General features: G+C 46.3%; 2 tRNA genes. Both read left to right on the forward strand.

Annotated elements, in window-relative coordinates:
• Positions 1-103 precede the first annotated feature (103 nt).
• Positions 104-179: transfer RNA gene (locus ACE419_RS11590), tRNA-Ala, on the forward strand.
• 4 nt (positions 180-183) lie between these two features.
• Positions 184-260, forward strand: a tRNA-Ile gene (locus ACE419_RS11595).
• Positions 261-356: the final 96 nt, after the last annotated feature.

The raw sequence follows: 356 nt of genomic DNA on the forward strand, positions 1-356 counted from the left end.
GAGAACATCAAGCCGTAAAAAGCTTGAGAGTTCAGGTCGTTCATCTGGCCACGCTGCATTGTCTAGTTTTGAAGGAACAACCTTCAAAAGTAAATACCATAATGGGGGCGTAGCTCAGCTGGGAGAGCACCTGCCTTGCAAGCAGGGGGTCAGGAGTTCGATTCTCCTCGTCTCCACCATTATGGGCCTATAGCTCAGCTGGTTAGAGCGCACGCCTGATAAGCGTGAGGTCAGTAGTTCAAGTCCACTTAGGCCCACCATTAAAAATAAAAATGGTATATGTACACTGAAAACTACACAGAGGAAATGAAATGTATCAAAATCATCGAGTCGCACGACAGTGTGAACAGAATGGT

The organism is Mitsuokella apri, assembly GCF_047974105.1.
Classification (GTDB): domain Bacteria; phylum Bacillota; class Negativicutes; order Selenomonadales; family Selenomonadaceae; genus Mitsuokella.